Raw genomic sequence first — 17,024 nt, forward strand, 5'->3', positions numbered from 1 at the left:
CTTAATGAATATTGGTATTTTTACCGATACATATTTTCCGCAAATCAGTGGCGTAGCGTCTTCGGTTAAGACACTTAAAGAGGCACTTGAGGAGCAGGGACATAACGTATTTGTTTTTACAACAACTGATCCGCACGTTGCCAAGGGCACCGTAGAGGCCAATGTTTTTCGCTTCAGTAGTATGCCGTTTATTTCGTTTACTGACCGTCGCATTGCCTATAGGGGTTTCTTTGAGGCAACTAAAGTAGCGCGGGAAGTGAATCTTGATGTGGTTCACACGCAGACTGAATTTGCCCTCGGAATGATTGGCAAATATGTGGCGCACCAGTTAAAGATTCCCGCAATTCATACCTACCATACAATGTATGAAGATTACTTGCATTATGTGCTGAATGGTCACCTTTTGCGGCCATACCATGTTAAACAGTTTACCAGTGTCTTCCTTAAAAATATGGATGGCGTGATTGCACCTAGCATGCGCGTAGAAAAGCTTTTGAAGCGCTACAAGATATCTATCCCAATGGAGGTGATCCCGACTGGTGTGGACGTTAAGAGCTTTAATCAGCCGGCAACGCATGATGTTCGTCGGGAACTTGGAATTGAGCCGGATGTTCCGGTACTCTTAACCCTTAGTCGCATTGCTGGTGAAAAAAAGATTGACCGGATCTTAAATGTGATGACGGAAGTTGTTGATGAATTTCCGCGCGCCCAGCTGGTGATTGCTGGTGGTGGTCCCGACGTTGAGGTATTGCAAGACCAAGTTGAGCGATTGACGCTTGAGGACAACGTAATTTTTGCTGGTGATGTGCCACATAGTGATGTTGGCTCTTTCTACCAAATGGCTGATCTTTTTGTTTCGGCGAGTGATACTGAAACGCAGGGCTTGACTTATATTGAAGCTCTTGCAGCCGGGACAAAATGTGTGGTATACGATACCGACTATACTGAACAGATTTTTGATGACTTGGCTTTTGGACAAGTTTTTACACGTCCAAGTGATATGCGGGATGAAATCTTATTCTATTTGAAAGAAGAAAAGACGGCTATTCCTGCCGAAAAACTCGAAGCCAAGCTAAAGCAGATTTCTGCCGAGCGCTTTGGTGAAAAAGTTCATCAATTCTACGAAGAAGTAATTGCAAACTACCAAGAAGACCCTAAAGAGGATACAAATGATTAGAATCAATATGTTTTCCCAAGCAGATTCCGTTGAAGGCCAGGGGGTTGGCTCGGCCTATCAGGAACTGATTAACTTGCTGAGAACGCACTTAGTCGATGAGTTTTATATAACCAACAACAAGTACGGCGCAAGCGATCTGACCCATTACCACACGGTTAATCCGACTTATTTTGCTAATAGCTTCTCACCAGCCCGTGGTCGTAAAATTGGTTATGTGCACTTTTTGCCGGAAACGCTTGAAGGTTCAGTTAAGTTGCCACCAATTGCCAAAAAAGTCTTCTACAAGTATGTTATTGATTTTTATAAACGGATGGACCAAATAGTTGTAGTCAATCCAATTTTCATTGACCATTTGGTTAAGTATGGGATTAAGCGCGACCAGGTTAAGTATATTCCCAATTTTGTAGCCAAGGATGAATTTTATCCGAAGCGTCTTGAGCAAAAGAATGCTTTTCGGCACCAGTTAGGTATTCCCCTGGATAAGTTTGTGGTCTTTGGGGACGGCCAGGTGCAAGCGCGCAAGGGTGTTGACGATTTTGCGAAGCTTGCTAGAGCCAATCCAGACATGCAATTTATCTGGGCTGGTGGTTTTTCCTTTGGTAAAATTACGGACGGCTATTCCCACTTTAAGGAACTAGTTGATAATCCACCGCAAAACCTGAAATTTACTGGTATTATTGCCAGACCAGAATTAGTGAATTACCTTAACATTGCCGACTTGTTTGTTCTGCCATCCTATGATGAACTCTTTCCGATGTCAGTTTTGGAGGCTTTTAGTTGTGGTACGCCGGTCTTACTCCGTGATCTTGACTTATATCAGGCAATTATCAGCGGTTATTATTTGAAGGGCAGCAACTTTGAAGCGCTGAATGAGCAATTGCGCCAAGTAGCCAATGACCAGGCTTTGCTTAATAAATACAGTCGCCTGTCAAATCTGGCCAGTGAAAAGTATTCTGAAGACAATCTGGCTCAGATCTGGAATGACTTCTACCATGAACAATATGAAATTGGTCGAGAATTAGGACAAATTCACTAATGAACAAGAAACATTTATGGGGAATTGCTGTTGTCTTATTAATCAGTGGGGGAGTTCTGTACGCTGAATTGAAGGGCACACCGGTTACCCAATTACTTAAAGCTGCCCAAAGTATTAATCCAGTCGCTCTGGTACTGGTTTTTGCATTGATGTTGTTGTCATACTTATTTGAAGCAAGCATCTTGGCTGTCTTAGCTCAACGCAAGGATGAACCGAAACGTTCAAAGTGGTCCTTTGTGCGGATACCACTAATTCAGGCCTTGTTCAATGCTATTACCCCAATGTCAACTGGTGGTCAGCCCTCGCAGCTGGCAGCAATGGTCCAAATGGGGGTTGAAGGTGGTCGTGCAACGTCACTGCTGCTAATGAAATTTATTATTTATCAGATTGTGGTTTTTTTAAGCTATGTGGTAACAATTATTACAGGTTTTCACCTAGTTGCTACTAGGTTTTCCGGTCTGGCGATTTTTATTGCTATTGGTTTTTTGCTTCATGTCAGTTCAATTGTCTTTTTACTGGCAATTTTGTTTGCCTACAATTGGACCAAACGGGCGGCAAATTGGTTAATGGATATCTTAGCTAAGCTGGTTAAGGCGGAGCGCGTGGAAGGCTGGCGCCAAAACACCCTTGAAAAAATTGATACTTTTTATCATGAAAGTCAAAAACTCAAACGCGAAAAAAAGAAGCTGCTGTTGAGTAGCTTGTTAACGGTACTGCAACTGCTATGCTTTTATTCTGTTCCCTATATGGTGCTCGTGGCGCTGCAAGTGCCGGCCAGCTGGGCAAGTGTCACACAAATGAATATCATGATTATCATGTTTATGGCAATTGTGCCTATCCCAGGTGCCTCGGGTGGCGCCGAATATAGTTTTCAAACGCTTTTTGCAACCTTTATTTCATCGTCCGGTACGCTAGTTTTGGGGATGTTCTTATGGCGGTTTGTCACCTACTTTATGGGCATGATTCTAGGTATCTTTGGTTGGATCATCAAACCGCAGAAAATCACTAGTCCACCAAATGATTAATTTTTACTAAAATCACTATGCTTTATTCAGCTTAAGGGTAAGATATTAGCATAGTGAGAGGAGAATAGGATGATACGGACCAAGTCTTATCTGCATTGGTTGACCAAAACTAAATTTGGCTTTTTTACCATTGTTTTATTAAGCTTTTGGCTCAAAAGCTATGCGATTTACTTAACCAAGTTTAACTTAGGAGCGGTTGGGCCGATGCAGAATTTTCTGTTGCTGGTCAACCCTCTGCCAGCAGCAATGTTGCTGTTGGGAATTGGACTTTTCTTTAATGGACGTAAGTCATATTGGATTATAGTTATTATTGATATCATCTTAAGTTTGTGGCTGTTTGCCAATATCCTGTATTATCGAGAATTTTCCAACTTTTTATCGATGTCGATTATTAAGACGTCCGGTTCAACTGCCGATAATCTGGGTAAGAGTATTGCTGGTATTACCCAAGCCAGTGATTTTCTAGTCTTTCTTGATCTGCTTGTCATTGTTGGTCTAATGGTTGGTAAGGTAATTCAATATGACCTGCGCCCGTTAAAGCTGAAATTCACCGTACTGGTTGAAGGTTTGGCGCTTGCTCTAATGGGCGTTAACTTGCTGATGGCCGAAAAAGATCGGTCGGGCCTGTTGACGCGCACTTTTGACAATAGTTATATCGTCAAATACTTGGGTATCAACGAGTACGCTGTCTATGACGGTTTTAAGACTGCTCAAACAAGTGAGCAGATGGCCAAGGCTAACGTATCTGACCTGCATTCGGTTAAAAAGTATTTGAAAATCAACTATGTCAAGCCTAATTCCAACTATACTGGCGTGGCCAAAGGCAAGAATGTCATGGTTATCCACCTGGAAAGTTTTCAGCAGTTTTTAATTGGTTACAAGTGGAAAGGCAAAGAGGTTACCCCGAACATAAATAAGCTCTATCATTCCCGAAATACGCTTAGTTTTGCTAACTTTTACAATCAAGTAGGACAGGGTAAGACTTCGGATGCGGAAATGATGTTGGAAAATTCCCTCTATGGCCTGCAGTCTGGCTCAGCTATGTCCAGTTATGGAACGTCAAACACATTTGAAAGTGCACCGGCTATTCTGCACCAACAGGGTGGTTATACTACGGCGGTAATGCATGGTGGTGCGGGTTCTTTTTGGAACCGCAATAATGCGTACAAACAGTTTGGCTACCAGTATTTCATGCCGCTGTCCTATTATCAGAACAAGCCGGAATATTATGTTGGTTATGGCCTAAAAGACAAAATCTTTTTCTCCCAGTCAATCAAGTACATTGAACGTTTGCCGCAGCCGTTTTATCTTAAACTGATTACGGTAACTAACCATTATCCGTATGAGTTGGATAAGAAGAATCAGTCGATTGCTCCAACAGATACAGGTGATGAGACGGTTGATGGTTATGTTCAGACCGCCCGTTACTTAGATCAGGCTGTGGGCGAGCTCCTTGCCTGGATGAAGAAGACGGGGCTTGATAAAAAGACGTTGCTAGTTTTTTACGGTGACCACTATGGCATTTCAGGTAACCACCACAAAGCTAGCGCAGAACTGCTCAAGCAAGATGACTTTACCAATTTTGATAATTTGAAGTTTCAACGAGTACCGCTGATGTTCCATATGAAGGGGTTAAAAGGTGGCATTAAGCAAACCTATGGTGGTGAAATTGATGTGTTGCCTACGCTGCTCAACTTGCTAGGGGTTAACAACAAAAATACCATCCAATTTGGGCATGACTTGTTAAGCAGTGCTGCACCGCAAGTTGTTGCTCAGCGTAACGGTGACTTTATAACGCCCAAGTATGCTAAAGTGGGCGGAACTTATTATGATACCAAAACGGGTGATGAGCTGGTTGACCCCAACCCCAAAGTGCGGGCCCAGTTAGTTGGTTTATCTAACCAGGTGACTACCGAGCTATCTTTGTCAGACCGAGTGATTGCAGGCAACCTCCTGCGCTTTTATAAGCCAAAGTGGTTTAAGAAAGTTAAAACTCAGGATTATGACTATAATAGCGAAAAGGCGTTGCACCAGTTATATGCTAAGGACAAAAATTCCTTGTGGGCGAAGAACCACCGAAAGTCAACTCAGAAGGACTTTAAGACTGATGCGCCAGAGTTAAAGAAATAAAACTCGAATTAGAAACTATTTTATGCTAAAATTTAGCAGTAATGTATTTGGATATTGGAGGCAGCGGATTGTATAACTTATTTATGACGCTACTAATTATTGTTTCGGTTTTAATCGTAATTGCAACAATGATGCAGCCGCAGAAGCAGCAAGATGCACTGAATGCCCTATCTGGCGGTGCAGTGTTTAGTGGCCAGACAAAGAAACGTGGTTTTGAAGCATTTATGGAGAAGGTAACAGCAGGGTTACTGGTACTATTTTTCATTTTTGCTATTGTACTGGCTTACTTGTCTTCAAAATAGACGCTGGTTCCTCCCGCTCAACCGATGGAGGAACTTTTTTTATTTATACTATGGAACGGAGATTAAGTGCATGGCCCAAAACGAGAATATTTTAGCTAATGTTTTAGAAATTTTTCGTCGAAATCCCAAAAAACAATATCAAGTTGAAGAAATAGACCGGATGCTCAGGCGAGATCGCCTTGGGTCTTTTACCGATATGGTAAAAGCGCTCGCCTTTTTGGAACAAGAAAAGAAAATCATCACTGATGGCAAGGGGCACTACCAATTAGCTCAAGAGAATATTGAGGAAGCAGGGTGCTTTAAGGCCAATAGCAAGGGTTTTGGCTTTGTTAAGTTGGAAGATGAAGATGCCGATGATGTCTTCATTGCCAGAGATTATACTGGTTCTGCCCTTGATGGTGACCAGGTTCGAATCAAAATCACGACCGGAGGCAATCCTTGGAATGGTAAGGGTCCAGAAGGTCATGTCGAAGCGGTTATTGAACGTGGCGTGAAGGATATTGTCGGTGAATTTCATCCGCTGACAGATGCCCAGGTTAAGGTTAGTCACTTCATTGGCTATGTTTTGAGTACAAATAAAAAATTGGCGGACTATCGTGTATATGTCGGTGAAAATGGTTTAAGACCACAAAAAGGGGACATTGCCAAGGTTTCGCTTACCGTTTACCCAGGTAAGGACAATCCTGATACGATGGCCGGTGTGGTTACAGAAATCATTGGAAATAAAAATATGCCAGGCGTGGATATTATGGCGATTGTGTCGAGTCACGATGTCCGCACTGAATGGGACGAAGCAGCCATGGAGCAAGCTAATGCCATTCCGGACCACGTAACTCCAGCAGAAATCGGCGACCGCGAAGACATTAGAGATCAGGCTACAGTGACGATTGATGGCGATGATTCCAAAGACTTTGATGATGCCGTTGTTCTCTGGAAAATGGCCAACGGAAACTACCATTTAGGAGTTCACATTGCTGATGTTGCTCACTACATCAAGGAAAAAACTCCACTTGACCAAGAGGCCTTTACGCGGGGCAACAGTACTTACCTGGTCGATCGAGTAATTCCGATGCTACCATTTCGACTTTCCAACGGGATTTGCTCTTTGAACGAAGGTGAAGACCGCCTGGTCTTGTCTTGTGAAATGGAAATCACCCCAGCGGGTGAGCGGGTCGCCTACCGGATCCATCCATCTGTCATGCGGTCGCACGGCCGGTTAACCTATCATAATGTTAATCAGGTCTTAGATCCGGAAAATCATGAACAATTAGCGCCGAAGTATGTCAAATTACAGGCAATGCTGCAGGATATGGCTGATTTGCACAATATCCTGTATAAAAAGCGCCACCAACGTGGGGCAATTGACTTTGAAGAGCCAGAAGCAAAAATTGTTGTCGATGACCAGGGCAAGCCGACCGACATTGTGCTCCATAACCGGGGTATTGCTGAAAAGATGATTGAATCTTTTATGTTAATGGCTAATGAGACGGTCGCGGAGGACTTTTATCGAAAGCATGTACCGTTTCTGTATCGGGTCCATGAGACTCCAGACGGTGAGCGAATTAAGAACTTCTTTGAGTTCTGTAGTGCCTTTGGTCTGCAAATCACGGCCGACCCCAACCACGTTAAGCCAGTTGACTTGCAGAAGGTAGTTGCTAAGACAACGGGGACGCCAGAAGAAGCCGTTGTGCAAATGATGATGTTGCGTAGTCTAAAGCAGGCACATTATTCTGAAGAGCCCTTGGGGCACTTCGGCTTAGCCGCTAAATACTACACTCACTTTACCTCTCCCATTAGACGTTATTCCGACTTAATGGTTCACCGCATGATTCATGAGTACGGTGAGCAGGGAACAAGTAAAAAGGTTCAGGATCATTTCGCCAGTGCGCTGCCGGAAGTTGCTGACCAAACATCAACCCAGGAACGTGTTTCCGTTGACACTGAGCGTGAAGTGAATGACCTGAAGATGACTGAATACATGGCCAATCAGGTGGGAGAACACTTTGATGCGGTCGTGGCATCAGTTACTAGCTTTGGGATGTTTATCCAATTGCCCAATACGGTAGAGGGCCTGATTCATATCTCTAATCTAACCGATGACTTTTATAGCTTCAACGAGAAGAGTATGACGTTGACGGGTCGCGGGACACATAAACAATATCGGGTGGGGATGCCAATTAAGGTCACTCTTACTACTGCAAATGTAGAGCAGCATCAGCTTGATTTTGAAGTTTATGATCCTAATGCACCTAAAAAAGGAGCTGACTCGCAGGGGCATCATGGCCGGCGTCATGATGGCGGGCGCAATGACCGTAATCATCGCAGTGGCAACCGCCGGGGCGGACAGGGCAATGGTAATCATCCTCACTTCAGTAAGTATAAGCGTTAGGTTAGAAAAGTGAAGAAAGAACATAATGAGAACTTAATTGCTCAAAACAAAAAAGCACATCATGATTATTTCATTAAAGAAACTTTCGAGGCGGGAATTGCGTTAACCGGTACCGAAATAAAATCTGTGCGGGCCCGGCATATTAGCTTACGTGATGGTTACGTCCAGATTATTAATGGTTCTGCCTTTTTGGAGAATGTGCACATTAGTGAATATAAGCAGGGTAACCGCTATAACCATGAACCAGTTCGTCAGCGCCGGCTACTGCTGCACAAGAAAGAAATTACGCGTTTAACTAAGGAACAAGCTGAACGTGGCATCGCTGTTATTCCGCTTAAAGTCTACCTTAAGCATGGTTTTGCTAAGGTATTGATTGGGGTAGGCCAAGGAAAGAAAAAGTACGATAAAAGAGAAACGATTAAAAAGCGCGACCAGGAACGAGAGCTGCGTCGACAGTATAAAGTATAAGGTGCGAAAAACGCCTTTTTTTGTTGCATAAAAAGTATAGTTAAATAAACAGCTATGTAATCTGCATGTTTAAAGTTGTAGACAAGCATTGATATTTGACTATAGTAACTCACAAATTTTACTAGAAAATTTATAATTCACCAATGTAAAATACATGTATATAGTTGATATTAAATAAAATAAAAAAATGCAATTTTAAGGTTTAAATGGTTGTGTACTTTTGTATTATTGTGTATTATTTATTAAGATAACTATTGATATAGAATAATTTATCATTGTTCGATCGATCAGTGATTTTGAATCATTTATTTACTAGTTATAGAGTGTCACAGAGGTGCTCATTTTTATATTAAGAGTTTGAATTAATAATGGAATTTAATGATGTATACCGTAATGAACGCGTAACACGCAAATTTACCAATCGCAAGGTCAATGAGAAGTTACTGGCGAAAATTATTATGCAGGCCCAGCAATCGCCCTCATTGCTCAATTCGCAGCCTTGGAAGGCTTATATGGTGACTGGTGGGGCGCTTAAGGACCTGAAGCAAGCTGTAAAGCAACAAATTGCCGATGAGGTTGAACCGCATGAAGATTTTGCCCCAACGCTTGATCTTAATTGGGATTCGTATCCCAGTCAGAATATGGCTGCAGTGGGGGCATCCCAACCCTACTTTTTCAATAATAAAATTGACTTATTCAAAGATGCTAACGATACGATGTTTAATGCGCAAGATGTCGTTTTCTTGACTATTCCAAAATCTTCTCCGTATTGGTCAGTCTTTGACTTGGGCATCTTTTCGCAGAGTATCATGCTTTTGGCAATTAATGAAGGTCTGGCCGTGATGCCAGCCCATTCAATCGTAGCTTATCCAGAATTGGCCCGCAAATACGGTCAAATTCCGGACGATGAGCTTGTCGGGATGGCAATTGGATTGGGCTTTGCGGATAAGTCGGCGGAAGTGAACGACCCTAAATACATTCCAGCGCGTCTGCCTTTTGAAAAAATTTACAAATTAGTTAAGTAAAAAGCCATTTAGGTCATTAAAAAAGCGGTTTAAATGATAAAATAAAGGGAAGAGATTTTTTTACAAAAGGTGAGATAGATATTGAATACTCCCCAATTAGCTGCTAATTTGATAGCAACTTTGGTAATTTTTGTTTTTGCTGCTTTTTTTGTAGCGGCGGAATTTGCGTTAGTCCAGACCAGGTCAAGCCAACTTGAAGACATGCTGAGCAACCACCTGGGCAACCAGCGTAAAGTTAAACGTGCCTTGTTGATGGTCCAAAATTTAAATGAATACTTGTCGACTACCCAGGTTGGTACTACCCTTGTCGGGGTAGTTTTGGGTTGGTTTTCGGCTGAAACTTTTGCTGGATTGTTTGAACGGCTACTAGTCATGCTGCACTTGAACCAGTCTGTTCTGCGTTCGGTTAGTGCCATTTTAGGGGTGATTTTGTTAACCTATTTAGAAGTGGTGGTTACCGAAATAGTACCTAAAAATATTGCGATTGACATGCCGGTGAAGATATTGTTAAAGATTGTCACTCCACTGCAGTTTTTTCACACATTGGTTTATCCATTTGTGTGGCTACTCAACTCCAGCTCCAATCTTCTTTTAAAAATGCTGGGCTTTGATTCAGCTGATGAAGAAAATGAAGTTTATTCACAATCTGAAATTATCAAATTATCACGCAAAGCCGTGCACGGTGGCGCACTGGATAAGAATGATCTGACCTACATGAAGCGGGCTTTTGAACTCAATGATAAGGTAGCCAAGGACATTATGACGGATCGGACCAGGCTAATGGTCATTAATGCTGCCGATACGATTAAGCAGGCCCTGAAGCTCTACCTAAAAGCAGGTTCTAGCCGGTTGCCCGTTGTGCGTGATCATAACAAGGATGATATTGTTGGTTACATTTATGCTTTTGATGTGGTCCAACAAAGCCAAATTGATGCTACAGTACCAGTTACTAGGATAATTAGGACAATAATTACGGTGCCTGAATCGATGCCGATTCAGGACATTCTGCATTTGATGATTAATAAGCATACGCCCATTGTTTTGGTGGTAGATGAATATGGTGGGACAAGCGGTCTGGTTACCGATAAGGATATCTACGAGGAACTGTTCGGAACGGTTAAAGATGAGATCGATGATGTTTCGGACGATTACATTATCAAAAACGAAGATGGTAACATACGGGTATCTGGTAAAACCACCCTTTATGACTTTGAACGGTATTTCCGCAAGGACCTAGAGAGCTTTCAAAATAGCGATATTATTACTATTGGTGGTTATATGATGGAACATTATCCGGACTTAAAGGAAAATGAAGCGGTTGAACTTGAGAATTTTGAATTTAAGTTAGCTAGCATAGAGCAGGGCTTTATGCGCTGGTTTGTCGTTAAGCCTTTAGGCCAAGACAAAGAGGCTAAAACGGAATAGAATTTGCGACCAAAAAAGAGTTATCAAGCATGATAACTCTTTTTATTAGCTTTAATTATTTGTTGTTGGCTAACTTGATGAATTCTGCCTTTAAGACACCTATATAGCGCAAATTGCGGTAGTAGCCCATGAAGTCCAGACCGTAACCAACTACAAATTCGTTATGGACGGTTGAGCCGTAGTATTCAATCTCAACATCAACCCTGCGCCTAGATTCCTTGTTAAGGAGGACGCAGCATTTAACGGAGCGGGCCCCCCGTTTTTTAAGCAAATCTTTCATGTATTTCAGCGTTAGGCCAGTGTCAACAATATCTTCGACAATCAGCACATCACGTCCCTGGACATCAGTCACCAAATCGGAGATCAGTTTAACTTTCCCGGTTGATTCTAATGAGTCACCGTAACTGGAAACATCAAGAAAATCGATTTCTTCTTTAACATCCATTTCACGTACCAGGTCGGTTAAAAAGAAAATTGCCCCCTTAAGCGCACCGACAACTAGCGGCTTCTTTCCGGCATAATCAGTGGTTAGTTGCCTGCCCAACTTGACACACATTGCATGGATGTCATCTTCGGTAAACAATTTATGATCAATAATGTTATTAATATTGTCGTTCTTCGGCATTTATCTACCCTTCACTTTAATCATCAGAATTTCTCAATAGAGTCGATTATAGCATCTTTTGGCGGAAAAGGTAGCTTGTTTGAGAGATTTTGCTGGGGGTAACTGTGCTAGAGACTAGTTTTGTTCGTCCAGCTGCGGTAGTTTTTTGCTACAATGGAGGAATAAGTAATTATTCACGAGGTAAATAAAATGGAAAAAGAACAAGAAATCAAGATGCTCAAGGCTTTTTCAAATGCTAATGCAACTTCAGGTTTTGAGGAAGAATTTGTTAAGTTATTTAGTGAAAGCGTCAAGGATAGCGCTGATGTCAAGGTCGATGGGATGCTCAACGTGTATGCTGCCAAGAAGGAGAATCAGGCGGGGCGCCCGCTTATTCAGCTTGATGCGCACTCTGATGCCGTCGGCTTCATCACGCAGGCGGTCAGGCCCAATGGGATGATCAAGTTTGTTCCGCTGGGCGGCTGGGTTAAGTACAATATTCCAGCCTTGCGGGTCAAAGTTAGAAACCGCCACGGTGACTACATACCGGGCGTTGTTGCTACCAAGCCACCTCACTTTATGACTGAAGCGGAGCGCAATAATGTGCCTGATGTTGCAGACATGTCGATTGACGTTGGGTCAAGTTCGCGGGCGGAAACTATTAACGACTACCAGATTGATACAGGTTGTCCGATCTTTGTTGATGTCGAGTGCGAATATAATGAAAAGTCGGGTTTATTCTTTGGTAAGGACTTTGACGACCGCTTTGGAGCAGCTGCCATGGTTGCAATTCTTGATCAGCTAAAAGGTGAAGAAACTAACTTTAACCTGGTTGGTGCTCTTTCCAGCCAAGAAGAAGTTGGCTTACGCGGAGCGTATGTCACCGCTAGGGCGGTTAAGCCGGACCTCGCCATTGTGCTGGAATCATGTCCAGCAGATGATACCTTTACTCCTGAATGGTTGTCACAAACTGGCTTAAAGCGGGGCCCCATGCTTCGGGATATGGATACCTCCTTTTTACCGAATCCAAAATTCCAACAGTATGCCTGCGACTTGGCCGATCAAAATCACATCCCGTATACGCGTTCAGTTCGTACTGGGGGTGGACAAGACGGAGCAGCTATCTACTATGAAAACGGTGCGCCGACCATTGTGATTGGGATTCCCGTTCGCTATGAACATTCACCATATTGTTTTAGTGCCTACCAGGACTTCAGGGCTGCCGTTGAGCTGGCGGTTGCACTTATTCGCGATTTAACTGCGGAAAAGTTGGCCAGTTTTACTGAATTATAAATAGCGGCTAACTTGCCAATTTAGGCAGTCACCTTGTCTGGTATGTGTGATATACTAAGTAAAATAATAAAAGTCACTAGGGGTGCGACAATTAGCTGAGAAATACCCTCTGAACCTGAACAGGACAATACCTGCGTAAGGGAAGTGTTTATGATAGATAAATGCGTACTCCTAATGAATTAACAAAGTTAGGAGTATTTTTTATGTTTACCAGATCATCAAAATGGAATGTTAAAGCGGTTATTCTGATTGCATTAATCGGCATAATTATGGGCGTAATCTACACTTATGGCTTCAACTGGGCCTTCAACTTGATCAAGCTGGCTCTTTTGCCAACCGGTTTTGCTCCGGTAACCGATGCGATCTTTACCGGTCTTTGGCTATTGGCTGGACCTTTAGCGATGTATTTTGTGCCGACCCCTGGTTCAGGAATGGTTGGTGAAGCGCTAGCAGCAATTGTCGAGATGGCGATTGGCGGCCAGTGGGGTGCGATTACGGTTTTACAAGGCCTGATCCAAGGAGCTAGTAATGAAATCGGCTTTTTCCCTAAAAAAAGTCGCTACCAGCAATTTTCGTGGCCGAGTGTCTTAACCGGTGCCTTCTTTGCTGGACTTGGAACTTTCATTCCGACGTATTTTTTATACGGTTGGAGTAAATTTAGTCTTCAGTTACAAGTGGCGATGTTTGTCGCAACCATGATTTCTGCCATTGTGTTTGACGGGATCTTGGTCAAGTTAATTACTAACTTGTTTGACCAGGCGCTGAAGACCAAAATTGCTAATGAATAAGTGTTAGGATAAAAATAATAGTTTAGACAAAAAGTCTGCTAAATCAAGGTTAAAACCTTGATTTAGCAGACTTTTGATTTGTGAACTGAAATTAATTAAAATTTTTGCTGGATCAAGTATCTAGTGAAGCGAAGATTTAAATATGAAAAATAAAATATTTTAATATGATAAAATTAAATTTTTAATTGACAAAGATGATTAAATTATGTAATATAAATCCATAACACGAAAGCGCTTATCTGTTATTTGTTTAAAAATTAGGTTAGGGTCGGTATAGGTTGATTTTAGTATTTAAATCAATAGGAGCTGTTAGATTTAAAATCATCTAGCAGCTCTTTGCTAATCTAATAAGGATGTGGCCCAGATGTCGTATTTCAAATTGCAGTTTAAACGGACGCTCAAAAGCAAATTCACTTGACTTAGCCTATTGGCCATTCTATTGAGCTGCTTCTATTTTTGGAAACAAAATTATCATCTTAATAAGTCAGATAGTCATGAACTTGTTACAGCCCGGAATAACTTGGCTACCCAAAAGGGCAACATCAAGTATTATCAAAAAGAACTAAAAAAGGGCAAAGTTGAAAAGAAAAATAAGCAACAGCTTCACAAAGATCTTAAAGAAAATCAGACTTTAGCTAGGGAAAACCAGACGCTGATTAAGGCACTTGAGACCAAGGACTGGCAGCGCGCCTATGCGATCTTGATTAAGCAAGAAAAATTTTGGCTAAATGACGCCAAGCGCAATAATGGTAGTGATTATTCACTAGCTTTGTTAAAGAGAGATTTATGTCAATTGCAGCTTCTAGCTAAGCAACATTTGGCCATGGAAAATGAACATTTCCCCATTCAGGGTGGCTTCTTTGTCCTTTTTATGATGCAAGAAGTTTTGCCACCGCTTACTATTTTGGCGGCGATTTTTATTTTAACTAAGCTATATTCAGCTGGTTATTATGAACGAATGAGATTGGGTAATTTATTACCCCAAAAGCAACTTGTCTTTACTGAATTTACTACAGGATTGATGATTACTTTTGCTTATTTTCTCTTGATCTTTTTATTGGTTTTTCTTCTTCCCAGTATCTTTTTTGGAACTGGCAACTTGAATTATCCGATTACGGGGATGAATCCAGGCGCTAAGGAATATACTTTTACGCCGATGTATCAGCTCTTTTTGCCGATTTTAGGCATAGCGTTCTTGAGTTTTGCCTTTATTACTGGGGCTGTCCTACTTATCGTACAGCTGCTTAAAAATCGCCTGCTGGCTTTATTTGCTGCTGTACTTTTACTGGGTGGTGGCATGGTACTACCCCAATATGTGGTTGCTGTCCGTAATCTTGCGCAATTTTTACCCATGAGCTACTTCTTTGCCTTACAGCCAGTAGACGGCATGTTTGGTATCAGTAATGCCTACGTGTTCACAGACGAAAGTCAACTTGTTACTTATCCGCAAGTCAACTTTAGCAATGGGCTAATTGTTTTAATAATAGGAACAGCGGTACTGTTATTTTTAAACCAGCTGCTTGCTAAGAGAATTCAAGCAGGGAGGAAAATAAAATGATTGAAATAAAAGATTTAAATCTGACGCTGCGCGAACCAATTCTTAAAGATGCCAATTTTTCTTTTCAGGAGGGGTCAATCTATCTGTTACATGCCCTCAACGGCACTGGCAAAACTAGTGTCTTGCGAACGATGGTTAACTTAATTGCCCCCAACTCTGGTCGAGTTTTGTTTGATGGTCAAAAGTTTGCTCAGGTTAAGCAGCAAGTTTTTTATTTGGAAACGTCTGACTGGTTTGACAAGAACCTCTCAGGACTCGATTACTTGAAATTTGTTAAAAGTGAATGGCAATCAGAACAAGATTTGAATTCGGCAATTGAGCGCTGGGAGATGGGTAGCTACATTAAAACTCCTATCAGGAAGTATTCACTAGGGATGAAGCAGAAGCTTTTGGTTGCTCTTTATAGGGTAAGCGATGCTAAGTACTTGTTGATGGATGAAATCAACAATGGGTTGGATGCAGATAGCCGGCAAGTACTATATCAAGAGTTGTCAGCCTGGGCTTATCAAAAGAAGTTAATTATTATGGCTTCACACTACCAAGACGAAGTGGAGAATATTGTCGATGAAACGGTGACCTTGGACCATCGTCAGTTGATTCGGGGGTAAGATTATGGCCTATTTCAAGTTGCAGTTTAAGAAGGTTATTAAGAGTAGCTTGACTTGGCTTATTCTGAGCGTGGTGCTGTTAGGTGCCGGACTTGTTTTGACTTATAATGCTGTTAGCGGCGACCAATCTTCGATTAGAACAGAAGTAACTCGGGAACTAGATCGTAAGAAACAGGTTCAGCCCAAACTGTCCGGAGATAACAAGCAAGTTAAAAAAGATCGTGCTATCTTAACAGCTTTGAACCAAAGAAACTGGCAGCTGGTCTACCGAATGATGATTAAGCGGAATAGGGAGCAAGTGGCACGGATAAAAATTGGCAGAGAAAAGTATAGGCAAGCTACTTTACAAAAAAACAACCGTTTGCAAGCTCTTTTGCGGGCAAACGTACCTGAAGAAGACGAGCAAAGGCCTAAGCGTGGGTTTTTATTTCTATTCAAGTTGCTGGAAGGCTATTTACCTGCTTTGATTACTGTAATGCTTTGTTTTGTTTTGAGTAATTTATTTGCAGCCAAGTACGTTGACCAGTTAAATCGTGATAACATACTGCCTAGGAAAAACATTTTGGCTCTGGACCTGATTCTGGGTCTTTTAGTAGCCAGTGGTTTAACTTTAGTAGTTCGATTGCTTATTTTTGGCGTTAGTAGTCTACTTTTTGGTCCTGGTTCACTTGCTTATCCTATATCTGGTGTTATGCTACCTAAGCCGCAAGCCCAGTATTTACCGTTATCTCATTGGCTGGCGCAGACATTAAGTTTAACTGCTTTGGTAGGAATTTTCATCGTGTTCTTAATTCTATTTTTGGCGCAAGTTACCCGTAACCAGCTAAGCTGCCTCTTCTTAGCGCTAGTTCTACTTTTGGGTGGCGCCATTTTACCCCTGATTTTGCAATCGGCGTCAAAAGAGGTGGGCCATTTACAAACTTCAATAGTACGATATTTGCCATCAACTTATCTCTTCTCTGCCCAAGTGGTGACAGGTAAGTGGGGAACGAATTTAGAAGATCCACAGATTAACTTTGCTGTTGGTTGTCAAGTTTTGGTCAGCGCGATTGCTGTACTGGCAATCTTAAATCTAGTGTGGCCTAAAGTGGAAAGTCGAATTGTTAAGCATATAAACTAGTAATTAACAGAATATTTGTACGTGCAATTATTAAATTTAGCTATGTATAATGAAAGAGCCTTGAAAGCTGTTGACT

15 protein-coding genes and 1 riboswitch are annotated in these 17,024 nt (G+C 41.9%); of the genes, 14 read left to right on the forward strand and 1 reads right to left on the reverse strand.

Annotated elements, in window-relative coordinates; all coding sequences use genetic code 11:
* Positions 1-4: 4 nt before the first annotated feature.
* From R8389_RS02050 to R8389_RS02090, 9 genes are all read left to right on the forward strand, one after another.
* Complete coding sequence (locus R8389_RS02050) at positions 5-1,177, forward strand: glycosyltransferase family 4 protein (RefSeq protein WP_317637822.1); 1,173 nt, start codon at positions 5-7, stop codon at positions 1,175-1,177.
* Positions 1,170-2,213, forward strand: a complete 1,044-nt coding sequence (locus tag R8389_RS02055) for a glycosyltransferase family 4 protein (RefSeq protein WP_317637823.1) — start codon at positions 1,170-1,172, stop codon at positions 2,211-2,213. The genes R8389_RS02050 and R8389_RS02055 overlap by 8 nt, the downstream gene beginning before the upstream one ends.
* Complete coding sequence (locus R8389_RS02060; protein ID WP_317637824.1) at positions 2,213-3,238, forward strand: lysylphosphatidylglycerol synthase transmembrane domain-containing protein; 1,026 nt, start codon at positions 2,213-2,215, stop codon at positions 3,236-3,238. The genes R8389_RS02055 and R8389_RS02060 overlap by 1 nt, the downstream gene beginning before the upstream one ends.
* Positions 3,239-3,307: 69 nt before the next feature.
* Positions 3,308-5,368: an LTA synthase family protein gene (locus R8389_RS02065; protein ID WP_317637825.1), complete on the forward strand. Its 2,061-nt coding sequence runs from the start codon at positions 3,308-3,310 to the stop codon at positions 5,366-5,368.
* A gap of 68 nt (positions 5,369-5,436) precedes the next feature.
* Entirely contained in the window at positions 5,437-5,670 is a 234-nt protein-coding gene (gene secG, locus R8389_RS02070) for a preprotein translocase subunit SecG (RefSeq protein ID WP_317637826.1), read from the forward strand.
* 70 nt (positions 5,671-5,740) lie between these two features.
* Entirely contained in the window at positions 5,741-8,059 is a 2,319-nt protein-coding gene (gene rnr / locus R8389_RS02075) for a ribonuclease R (RefSeq protein ID WP_317637827.1), read from the forward strand.
* 9 nt (positions 8,060-8,068) lie between these two features.
* Entirely contained in the window at positions 8,069-8,527 is a 459-nt protein-coding gene (gene smpB / locus R8389_RS02080) for an SsrA-binding protein SmpB (RefSeq protein ID WP_317637828.1), read from the forward strand.
* A gap of 368 nt (positions 8,528-8,895) precedes the next feature.
* Positions 8,896-9,552, forward strand: coding sequence for a nitroreductase (locus R8389_RS02085; protein ID WP_317637829.1), 657 nt, complete (start codon positions 8,896-8,898; stop codon positions 9,550-9,552).
* An 81-nt stretch (positions 9,553-9,633) separates the two neighbouring features.
* Positions 9,634-10,977: a hemolysin family protein gene (locus R8389_RS02090; protein ID WP_317637830.1), complete on the forward strand. Its 1,344-nt coding sequence runs from the start codon at positions 9,634-9,636 to the stop codon at positions 10,975-10,977.
* A 55-nt stretch (positions 10,978-11,032) separates the two neighbouring features.
* On the opposite strand, the gene hpt is transcribed toward R8389_RS02090, so the two are convergent.
* Positions 11,033-11,602, reverse strand: a complete 570-nt coding sequence (gene hpt / locus R8389_RS02095; protein ID WP_317637831.1) for a hypoxanthine phosphoribosyltransferase — start codon at positions 11,600-11,602, stop codon at positions 11,033-11,035.
* Between the two features lie 189 nt (positions 11,603-11,791).
* Here hpt and R8389_RS02100 point away from each other — a divergent pair, with 189 nt between their 5' ends.
* From R8389_RS02100 to R8389_RS02120, 5 genes are all read left to right on the forward strand, one after another.
* Complete coding sequence (locus tag R8389_RS02100; RefSeq protein WP_317637832.1) at positions 11,792-12,874, forward strand: M42 family metallopeptidase; 1,083 nt, start codon at positions 11,792-11,794, stop codon at positions 12,872-12,874.
* 68 nt (positions 12,875-12,942) lie between these two features.
* A riboswitch (TPP riboswitch) is annotated at positions 12,943-13,034 on the forward strand.
* A gap of 43 nt (positions 13,035-13,077) precedes the next feature.
* A complete protein-coding gene (locus R8389_RS02105; RefSeq protein ID WP_317637833.1) occupies positions 13,078-13,662 on the forward strand; it encodes an ECF transporter S component in 585 nt (194 codons plus the stop codon).
* Between the two features lie 427 nt (positions 13,663-14,089).
* The gene (locus tag R8389_RS02110) at positions 14,090-15,220 is read left to right on the forward strand and encodes a hypothetical protein (protein WP_317637834.1); all 1,131 of its coding nucleotides are present in this window, start codon (positions 14,090-14,092) and stop codon (positions 15,218-15,220) included.
* Positions 15,217-15,828, forward strand: coding sequence for an ATP-binding cassette domain-containing protein (locus R8389_RS02115; protein WP_317637835.1), 612 nt, complete (start codon positions 15,217-15,219; stop codon positions 15,826-15,828). Before R8389_RS02110 ends, R8389_RS02115 begins: the two co-directional genes overlap by 4 nt.
* Before the next feature lie 4 nt (positions 15,829-15,832).
* Positions 15,833-16,948 carry a hypothetical protein gene (locus tag R8389_RS02120; protein ID WP_317637836.1) on the forward strand — a complete coding sequence of 372 codons (1,116 nt, stop codon included), beginning with the start codon at positions 15,833-15,835 and terminating at the stop codon, positions 16,946-16,948.
* Positions 16,949-17,024 lie beyond the last annotated feature (76 nt).

It is taken from the genome of Lactobacillus xylocopicola, from assembly GCF_033096005.1.
GTDB classification, from domain to species: domain Bacteria; phylum Bacillota; class Bacilli; order Lactobacillales; family Lactobacillaceae; genus Lactobacillus; species Lactobacillus xylocopicola.

Excerpts from the sequence above, each read along its gene's own strand:
- R8389_RS02050 (WP_317637822.1), top strand. The coding sequence starts at position 5 with ATGAATATTGGTATTTTTACCGATACATATTTTCCGCAAATCAGTGGC.
- R8389_RS02055 (WP_317637823.1), top strand. The coding sequence starts at position 1,170 with ATGATTAGAATCAATATGTTTTCCCAAGCAGATTCCGTTGAAGGCCAG.
- R8389_RS02060 (WP_317637824.1), top strand. The coding sequence starts at position 2,213 with ATGAACAAGAAACATTTATGGGGAATTGCTGTTGTCTTATTAATCAGT.
- R8389_RS02065 (WP_317637825.1), top strand. The coding sequence starts at position 3,308 with ATGATACGGACCAAGTCTTATCTGCATTGGTTGACCAAAACTAAATTT.
- rnr (WP_317637827.1), top strand. The coding sequence starts at position 5,741 with ATGGCCCAAAACGAGAATATTTTAGCTAATGTTTTAGAAATTTTTCGT.
- R8389_RS02085 (WP_317637829.1), top strand. The coding sequence starts at position 8,896 with ATGGAATTTAATGATGTATACCGTAATGAACGCGTAACACGCAAATTT.
- hpt (WP_317637831.1), bottom strand. The coding sequence starts at position 11,602 with ATGCCGAAGAACGACAATATTAATAACATTATTGATCATAAATTGTTT.
- R8389_RS02100 (WP_317637832.1), top strand. The coding sequence starts at position 11,792 with ATGGAAAAAGAACAAGAAATCAAGATGCTCAAGGCTTTTTCAAATGCT.
- R8389_RS02105 (WP_317637833.1), top strand. The coding sequence starts at position 13,078 with ATGTTTACCAGATCATCAAAATGGAATGTTAAAGCGGTTATTCTGATT.
- R8389_RS02115 (WP_317637835.1), top strand. The coding sequence starts at position 15,217 with ATGATTGAAATAAAAGATTTAAATCTGACGCTGCGCGAACCAATTCTT.
- R8389_RS02120 (WP_317637836.1), top strand. The coding sequence starts at position 15,833 with ATGGCCTATTTCAAGTTGCAGTTTAAGAAGGTTATTAAGAGTAGCTTG.